Below are 7,621 nucleotides of genomic sequence, written 5' to 3'. Positions count from 1 at the left end.
GTCGCTGCCTGCTGCCCGAGGCCGACGACCAGTATGTGGCGATGGCCCTTTCCGACAAGCGCGCGCGCCACGTCGGCGCTTGCCGCGGCGCTGTCGGCCGAGACCGTGTCGAAAGCATCGTCGGCGAGGACGCGGTCGATCAGCACGCCGGTCATGCCATTAGCCTTCATGAAGCCGGCCGCCGGCCCATGCTCATTGCGCACCGGCGCCAGCACCACGCCGGCGACACGCCAGTCATGCATGCGGGCAAGGATCTCCTTCTCGCGCGCTTCCGATTCACGACTGGAGGCGGCGACCAGCGTGAAGCCTCGTTGCTCGGCGAGACCCTCGAGCTCGCTGACCATCTGGCCGAAGAACTCGCTTTCGAACTCGGGCATGATGGCGCCGATGATGCGGCGCTTGGCCCGGCGCATGTCGGAGGCCAGCGGATCGACGCGGTAACCGAGCAGTTCGACGGCATCGAAGACGCGCTGGGCGTTTTCGGGCTTCACCGTGGTGACGCCAGCCAGCACCTTGGAGACGGTGGCGGCGGACACGCCGGCACGGCTTGCCACGTCGTGGATCGACGCACGGCGCTGCTGGGCCTCCTTCGCCATTGTCCTCCTCCTGAGGCTTGCCACATCAATCGATAAATCGATTTTTCAAAGTTGTAAATCGTTTAATCCGGAGTAAAACACGGTTGTGAATGGCACGGTCCGGTCGCGCCGGGAGGAAACATCATGTCAAAAAATGCCTTGCCGCTGGTCATCAGCGCGCCTGAGCCGCGCACCCTCGAACTGATCTTCACACCGCCGCAGCTGGCACGCTTTCGCAAAAAATATCGCATCGTCGAAACAACGCCTGAGATGGTGGCAAGGTTGCCTTCCGACATATTGGCCGAGGCGCGCTACATCGTCGGCCAGCCGCCGATCAGTTCCGAGACGCTGGAGACGCTGAAGGTGCTGCGCTGCATCTTCAATGTCGAGACCAATCTCGTCAACAACATGCCCTACGATACGCTGTTTCAGCGCGGCGTCCATGTCGTCACCACCGGGCTGGTCTTCGCCGAGCCGGTGGCCGAGCTCGGCCTTGCCATGGCGCTCAACCTGGCGCGCGACATCGTCGATGCCGACCTTGCCTTCCGGCAGGGAAAGGAACTGTGGGGCGGCGACGGCAATGCGACCGCGCGGCTGCTGAGCGGCGCCGAAGTCGGCATCATCGGCTTCGGCGATCTAGGCCGCGCGCTGAACCGGCTGCTGACTGGCTTCCGCACCCGCACCAGGGTATTCGATCCCTGGCTGCCGCCGTCGATCCTCATCGACAACGGCGTCGAGCCGGCCTCGCTCGACAAGGTGCTGTCGGAAAGCGATTTCGTCTTCGTCGTCGCCTCGGTGACCAGCGAGAACCAGGGCTTCCTCGGTGCCGAGGCCTTCGCCAAAATGCGCACGGGCGCCGCTTTTATCCTGCTCAGCCGAGCCGGTGTCGTCGACTTCCCGGCGCTGATGGAGGCGGTTCGCAGCGGTCAGATCGTCGCCGCAAGCGATGTCTTTCCGGAGGAGCCGTTGGCCAGGGACCATCCGGTGCGCGGGCTGCCCGGCTTCCTACGCTCCGCTCACCGCGCCGGCGCGCTCGACGTCGCCTTCAAGCGCATGGGCGACATGGTGCTGGAGGATATGGACCTGATCGACCGCGGGCTGCCGCCGCTGCGCTCCAAGCGGGCGGAACGCGAGACCGTTTCCAGGATGCGGTCGAAGCCGGTCGACAAGAATTGAGGGCAAAACGCCACCCTTCGCAACTCGCTGCACGCGGCGGCAAAGAACAATTAAATCGAACGCGGGGCGACCAAAAAGGTTCATTTTCCGCTAGATCCTATCTTGGCAGAATTATCATCTCGCAATCCGCTTCATCATGGAACCTTCGTCCAAACCTGTCGTTTGGCCTTTGATCGTTGCTTCGACGATCCCAAAGCAACAGGAGGATATATCGTGAACATCAAGATGATATGGCTCGGCGCCATGGCGCTTTCGATGGTCGCCGGCTCCGCGTTGGCCGCAGGAGAGACTGGCACGTCGGCACTCGACGACCCGGCCAAGATGCAGCCCTTCTATACAGACTCCACCATGAAGACGATGGTTAGCAACGACGATTTCGTGAAGGCCTGGAAGGCGCTGTCGCCGGAAGATCAGATGGCGATGATGTCGGCCTGCGATGACGAAGCGAAGAACGCCAATCCCACCAACAGTCATCCGGAGTTCTGCAGCAGCGTCAAGGCAAACGGCGGCAGCAAATAGGCCTGCCGGTATCGCAATGGATGAAACGGCTCCGCCTGCGGGGCCGTTTTCTTGCCGGCCGGGATTCTACAACGACCCCAGCCGAAGCGCATCCCGGGCGATCCGCCAGGCGGACTCGACATGTCGCCGCGCCGCCGCCTCCGCTTCCTCCGGCCTGCGTGAGCGGATGGCGTCCATGATCGCATTCATCTCGGCGATGGCCGGCTCGCGGCGGTTCTCCGACGCGATGGTCATCGAACGCAGTTGATTGATGCGAACGTTGAGCCCGGTGACGATCTCCCAGGCGATGCGCTTGTCGGCGGCTTCGAACAGCACCTCGTAGAAGCTGGCGGTCGCCCGCATGACCTCCACCGGGGCGCCCGAGGCCCAGGCTTCGAGCAGCTTTTCCAGGGCGTCGTCGAGGAGAGCGATCTGCTCCTTGGTGGCGGACGTCGCGCAGGCGCGCGCGGCGATGCCTTCCAGCAGCGCGCGCAGTTCGTAGATCTCGTCGGTGCGGCCGAGGTCCGGCTTGGCCACGGCCGGTCCGTGGCCCGGAACCATCTGCACCAGGCCCTCTGCCTCCAGTTGCCGCAACACCTCGCGTACGACCGAACGGCTGACGCCGAGCTGGTCGCAGAGCGGCCGCTCGACCAGCCTCTCGCCGGGCTGGAAGTGGAAATCCATGATCGCCTCGCGCATGCGCTCCAGCGCCAGCGTCCGTAGCGTCTTGGCAGAGCGGTCGATCCGAAGCGTGTCGTCAGGCATTCTTCTTCCGCCCTCTACGAGCAATTCCAGAAAAGTGTTCTGTCAGGAATTGCGCTTCAAAACAAAGAGATAGAGCGGTTGGCCGTTTCCATGAAACGGTGAGACGCTCTCGCCTCGCCACAAAAACAGATTCCATGGCCGATTGACAAGGCACTTGGCTCTCCATATTATGGTATACCATAAGACGTCGATAGAAACGACGAAACCGCATTGCGCCGTTTCGTCCGAGGAATCTCATGAAACCGGCCATCCGCAAGATCGTGACCTATGTCGAGAACACGCTGATCGAAGGCGGCAAGGCGGCGCCCCGGCCGCTGCGCCTGATCGGCGTCGCGGCGGTGCTGACCAACCCGTGGGCCGGACGCGGATTCACTGAGGACCTGTCGCCCGAGATCCGCGCCGTTGCCCCGGTGCTCGGCGAAACGCTGACCAATGAGATCATTGGCGTCGCCGGCTCCGGCGAAGCGATCGAAGGCTACGGCAAGGCCGCCATCTGCGGCACGTCGGGCGAAGTCGAGCACGCTTCGGCGCTGATCCACACACTGCATTTCGGCAACCACTATCGCCGCGCCGTCGGCGCCAAGACCTATCTCGCCTTCACCAATCTGCGCGGCGGGCCGAACACGCCGATCATGATCCCGCTTATGGACAAGAACGATGAGGGTCGCCGCTCGCATTATCTCACGGTGCATTTCCAGATTGGCGATGCGCCAGCCCCAGACGAGCTGGTGGTGGCGCTCGGCGCGTCGATCGGCGGCCGCCCGCATCATCGCATCGGCGACCGCTACCAGGACTTGAAGGAACTCGGGGATCTGCATGGCTGACGCCGCCGCACTGGCCCTGGGCAAGGCTCCTGACGCCACCGGCTTCATCCGGGCCGGTTCCGGCGCGCCGGTTCTGCTGATCCATGGTGTCGGCATGGGCGCGGCGATCTGGCGGCCGCAGATCGCCTTGATGCAGGACCGCTTCGACCTGATCGCCATCGACATGCTCGGCCATGGCGGCTCGCCGCTGCCGCCGCAGGATGCCGGGCTGGCGGACTTCGCCGACCAAGCGATCCGCCTGCTCGACCATCTCGGCCTCGACCGCGTCGCGGTTGTCGGCCATTCCATGGGCGCGCTGGTCGCGCAGGAGATCGCGCTGCGCGCGCCGTCGCGTGTCAGTTCCGTCATTTGCCTCAACGCCGTCTTCCGCCGCCCGCCGGAACTTGCGCAAGCGGTGCGCGAACGGGCGGCCGCCCTCGGCGGCCATGGCGATCCCCAGGCCATCGCCGCGACGATCGCGCGCTGGTTCGGCGATCCGATCCCGCCGGATCTGGCCGACGCCGCCGCGACCGCGCGAACCGCGCTCGAGAGCGTCGATGCCGAAGGCTACGCCCGCACCTATCGCCTCTTTGCCAGCGCCGACACAGCCCATGTCGATCGCCTGGCCGAGCTTGCCACGCCGGCGCTGTTCATCACCGGATCGGAGGATCGCAATTCCACCCCCGCAATGTCCGCCGCCATGGCGCGGCGCGCGCCATCAGGACAATGCCTGGTGCTGAGTGGAGAAAAGCACATGATGACAATTGCTTCGCCCAAGAAAGTGACTCAGCACATCACGGCCTTTCTCGATCGCGCGGCCGACGTTGCCGCAAGCGCCCAAACCGCTTTCGACCCAATCGAGTTCCGCCGCGCGCTGGGCTCCTTCCTGACCGGCGTCACCATCGTCACCACGGTGGACGAGGCAGGAGACCCGCGCGGCTTCACCGCCAACTCCTTCACCTCCGTTTCGCTCGAGCCACCGCTGGTGCTTGTCTGCATCGCCAAGAAGGCGCTGGGGCACCAGGCCTTCTCGACCTCCAGGGGATTCGCCATCAACATCCTGTCGGAAGACCAGAAGGCCGCGTCCGGCATTTTCGCCTCCAAGGCGGCCGACAAGTTCGCGTCGGTGGTCTGGCAGCCGGGCCAGACCGGGAATCCGGTGATCGACGGGTCTGTCGCGGTCTTCGATTGCGGCATGGAGCAATTGGTGGATGCCGGCGACCATTCGATCCTCATCGGCCGGGTCCACGATTTCACCCACAACGGCGCCCAGCCATTGGGCTATTGCCGGGGCGCCTATGTCACGCCGGGCCTCAGCCAGGAAGCGCTTGCCGCGGCACCGCCCGGAACCGAGGTCGGCGCCATCCTCGAGAGCGATGGCCGCGTGCTCTTCCTCGAGGCGGCGGACGGCTCCCACCAGTTGCCGGCCGGACGTGGCCTCGGCGCCGCGAGCGATGCCCGCAGTCTCAGGGGAAAGCTTGCAGCCAAGGCGATCGACGCCGATCTTGGCTTCCTCTACGCGGTCTGGGACGATGCGACGGACGCCTCGCGCACCCATGTCTACTATCGCGGCACGGTAGGCGCGCCCCTGTCCGGCGACGGCCACGTCAGGCTTGTCGACATCGACCGGATGGCCGATCTCAAGATCGCCGATCCGGCGGTGCGCTCGATGCTCGCCCGCTATGCACGCGAGCGCACCGAGGATCAGTTCGGCGTCTATGTCGGCAATGAGGTCGAAGGCGAGGTCCGGCCACTCGCCAAGGCCGCGCCGTCAGCAGCAATCCATTCCGGCCACGGGTGAGACCGATGAAGTTTTCGCTTTTCGTCCATATGGAGCGCTCGGATCTGGCCAAGCCGCAATCCGAACTGCTGGCGGAGTTGGAAGAACTCGTCGTGCTGGCCGAGCAGGCAGGCTTCGAGGCCGCCTGGATCGGCGAGCATCACGGCATGGAGTTCACCATCTCGCCGAACCCGTTCGTCAACATCGCCTATCTCGCCGCCAAGACTTCAAGCATCCGCCTCGGCACCGGCACCATCATCGCGCCCTTCTGGCACCCGATCAAACTCGCCGGCGAAGCGGCGATGGCCGACATCATCACCGACGGCCGGCTCGACATCGGCATCGCGCGCGGCGCCTACAGCTATGAGTATCAGCGGCTCTTCCCAGGGCTGGACGCCTGGGGCGCCGGCCAGCGCATGCGCGAGATGGTGCCGGCGCTGCGCGGCCTCTGGGACGGTGATTTCGAGTTGTCCGGCGAGTTCTGGTCCTTCCCGCCGACCACCTCCTCGCCCAAGCCCTTGCAAGCCCCCTACCCACCGATCTGGGTGGCGGCCCGCGATCCGAACTCGCACGACTTCGCCGTCGCCAACAAATGCAATGTGCAAGTGACGCCGCTTGCCTCCGGCGACGGCGAGGTGGCGAGCCTGATGGAGCGGTTCAACACCGCCTGCCAGGCCCATCCGGACATCGCGCGGCCGGAAATCATGCTCCTGATGCACACATTCGTGGCCGAGGACACCGCCGACGCCGACCGTCTGGCGCAGGATCTGTCGCTGTTCTACTGCCAGTTCGGCGCCTGGTTCCAGAACAAGAAGCCGGTGCATCAGGGCATCCTCGAGCCGCTGACCGAGGAAGAGATTGCGGCCATGCCGCAATACGCGCCGGACAAGATCAGGCAGAACCTCGTCATCGGCGAGGCCGACGAGGTGATCGCCCGGCTGAAGACCTATGAAGCGCAGGGCTACGACCAATATTCGATCTGGATCGACAGCGGCCTCTCGCATGAGCGCAAGAAGAAGTCCCTGCGGCTCTTCATCGACAGGGTGATGCCGGCCTTCCAGGCGGGGTCGCGATGAGCACCGTAGCCTTCAAGAATTACATAGACGGGGAGTTCGTCGAGGCCGCGGCGACCTTCGACAGTATCGATCCTTCGACCGGGACCCCCTGGGCGACGATGCCGGCCGCTGGCGTCGCCGATGTCGACCGCGCCGTCGAGGCCGCGCACCGGGCGCTGCGTTCCGGCCCCTGGGCCTCGCTGACGGCAACGGCGCGCGGCAAGCACTTGGTCAGGCTCGGCGAGCTCGTCGCCGCCAATGCGGGCTGGCTGGCCGAGTTGGAGACCCGCGACACCGGCAAGATCATCCGCGAGACGCGCGCCCAGATCGCCTATGTCGGCGACTACTACCGCTACTATGGCGGGCTGGCCGACAAGCACGAAGGAGCTTTCATTCCGATCGACAAGGCCGACATGGAGGTGACGGTGCGGCCGGAGCCGATCGGCGTCGTTGCCGCAGTCGTGCCCTGGAATTCGCAGCTCTTCTTGTCGGCGGTCAAGCTCGGTCCGGCGCTGGCAGCCGGGTGCACCGTCGTCCTCAAGGCTTCCGAGGATGGCCCGGCGCCGCTGCTCGCCTTCGCCGAGCTGGTCCACGAGGCCGGCTTCCCGGCGGGCGCCGTCAACATCCTGACCGGCTTCGGCCACGATTGCGGACGCCGCCTGACCAGCCACCCGCTCGTCGCCCGCGTCGCCTTCACCGGCGGCCCCTCGACCGCCCGCCAGATCGTCGCCAACACGGCTGAGAACCTCGCCTACACGACGCTCGAGCTCGGCGGCAAAAGCCCGGTCGTCGTGTTCGCCGACGCCGATCTCGACAGCGCCGCCAACGCCGTGGTCGCCGGCATTTTCGCCGCGACCGGGCAGAGCTGCGTCGCCGGCTCGCGCCTCCTGGTCGAGCGCTCGGTGAAGGACGAATTCCTTGCCCGGCTGAAGCGGAAGGCCGAAGCCATCGCCATCGGCGATCCACAGG

General features: G+C 65.4%; 8 protein-coding genes. 6 read left to right on the top strand and 2 right to left on the bottom strand.

Annotation, left to right across the window (positions count from 1 at the left end):
• On the bottom strand, positions 1-596 hold a 596-nt coding region (locus EOA33_RS17685; RefSeq protein ID WP_145989178.1), incomplete at its 3' end, for a LacI family DNA-binding transcriptional regulator.
• A gap of 123 nt (positions 597-719) precedes the next feature.
• On the opposite strand from EOA33_RS17685, the gene EOA33_RS17680 reads away from it, so the two are divergent.
• A complete protein-coding gene (locus EOA33_RS17680) occupies positions 720-1,751 on the top strand; it encodes a hydroxyacid dehydrogenase (RefSeq protein WP_127406187.1) in 1,032 nt (343 codons plus the stop codon).
• Positions 1,752-1,964: 213 nt separating this feature from the next.
• The gene (locus EOA33_RS17675) at positions 1,965-2,270 is read left to right on the top strand and encodes a hypothetical protein (RefSeq protein WP_126059409.1); all 306 of its coding nucleotides are present in this window, start codon (positions 1,965-1,967) and stop codon (positions 2,268-2,270) included.
• 66 nt (positions 2,271-2,336) lie between these two features.
• Here EOA33_RS17675 and EOA33_RS17670 read toward each other — a convergent pair whose 3' ends face one another.
• On the bottom strand, positions 2,337-3,014 hold the full coding sequence (locus tag EOA33_RS17670; protein WP_126058974.1) for a GntR family transcriptional regulator: 678 nt from the start codon (positions 3,012-3,014) through the stop codon (positions 2,337-2,339).
• Positions 3,015-3,250: 236 nt separating this feature from the next.
• Here EOA33_RS17670 and EOA33_RS17665 point away from each other — a divergent pair, with 236 nt between their 5' ends.
• From EOA33_RS17665 to EOA33_RS17650, 4 genes are all read left to right on the top strand, one after another.
• The gene (locus tag EOA33_RS17665; protein ID WP_126058973.1) at positions 3,251-3,838 is read left to right on the top strand and encodes an amino acid synthesis family protein; all 588 of its coding nucleotides are present in this window, start codon (positions 3,251-3,253) and stop codon (positions 3,836-3,838) included.
• Positions 3,831-5,618, top strand: a complete 1,788-nt coding sequence (locus tag EOA33_RS17660) for an alpha/beta fold hydrolase (RefSeq protein WP_127406186.1) — start codon at positions 3,831-3,833, stop codon at positions 5,616-5,618. The genes EOA33_RS17665 and EOA33_RS17660 overlap by 8 nt, the downstream gene beginning before the upstream one ends.
• Positions 5,619-5,623: 5 nt before the next feature.
• A complete protein-coding gene (locus EOA33_RS17655) occupies positions 5,624-6,673 on the top strand; it encodes an LLM class flavin-dependent oxidoreductase (RefSeq protein ID WP_126058971.1) in 1,050 nt (349 codons plus the stop codon).
• A partial coding sequence (locus tag EOA33_RS17650; protein ID WP_127406185.1) for an aldehyde dehydrogenase family protein occupies positions 6,670-7,621 on the top strand: 952 nt, incomplete at its 3' end. The genes EOA33_RS17655 and EOA33_RS17650, both read left to right, overlap by 4 nt.

Source organism: Mesorhizobium sp. M4A.F.Ca.ET.050.02.1.1 (assembly GCF_003997725.1).
Lineage (GTDB): Bacteria > Pseudomonadota > Alphaproteobacteria > Rhizobiales > Rhizobiaceae > Mesorhizobium.
The sequence above is the reverse complement of the archived record's forward strand: the minus strand, read 5'-3'. Positions and strand labels throughout refer to the sequence as shown.

Coding starts and splice junctions, on each gene's coding strand:
- EOA33_RS17680 (WP_127406187.1), top strand. CDS start 720: ATGTCAAAAAATGCCTTGCCGCTGGTCATCAGCGCGCCTGAGCCGCGC.
- EOA33_RS17660 (WP_127406186.1), top strand. CDS start 3,831: ATGGCTGACGCCGCCGCACTGGCCCTGGGCAAGGCTCCTGACGCCACC.
- EOA33_RS17655 (WP_126058971.1), top strand. CDS start 5,624: ATGAAGTTTTCGCTTTTCGTCCATATGGAGCGCTCGGATCTGGCCAAG.
- EOA33_RS17670 (WP_126058974.1), bottom strand. CDS start 3,014: ATGCCTGACGACACGCTTCGGATCGACCGCTCTGCCAAGACGCTACGG.
- EOA33_RS17665 (WP_126058973.1), top strand. CDS start 3,251: ATGAAACCGGCCATCCGCAAGATCGTGACCTATGTCGAGAACACGCTG.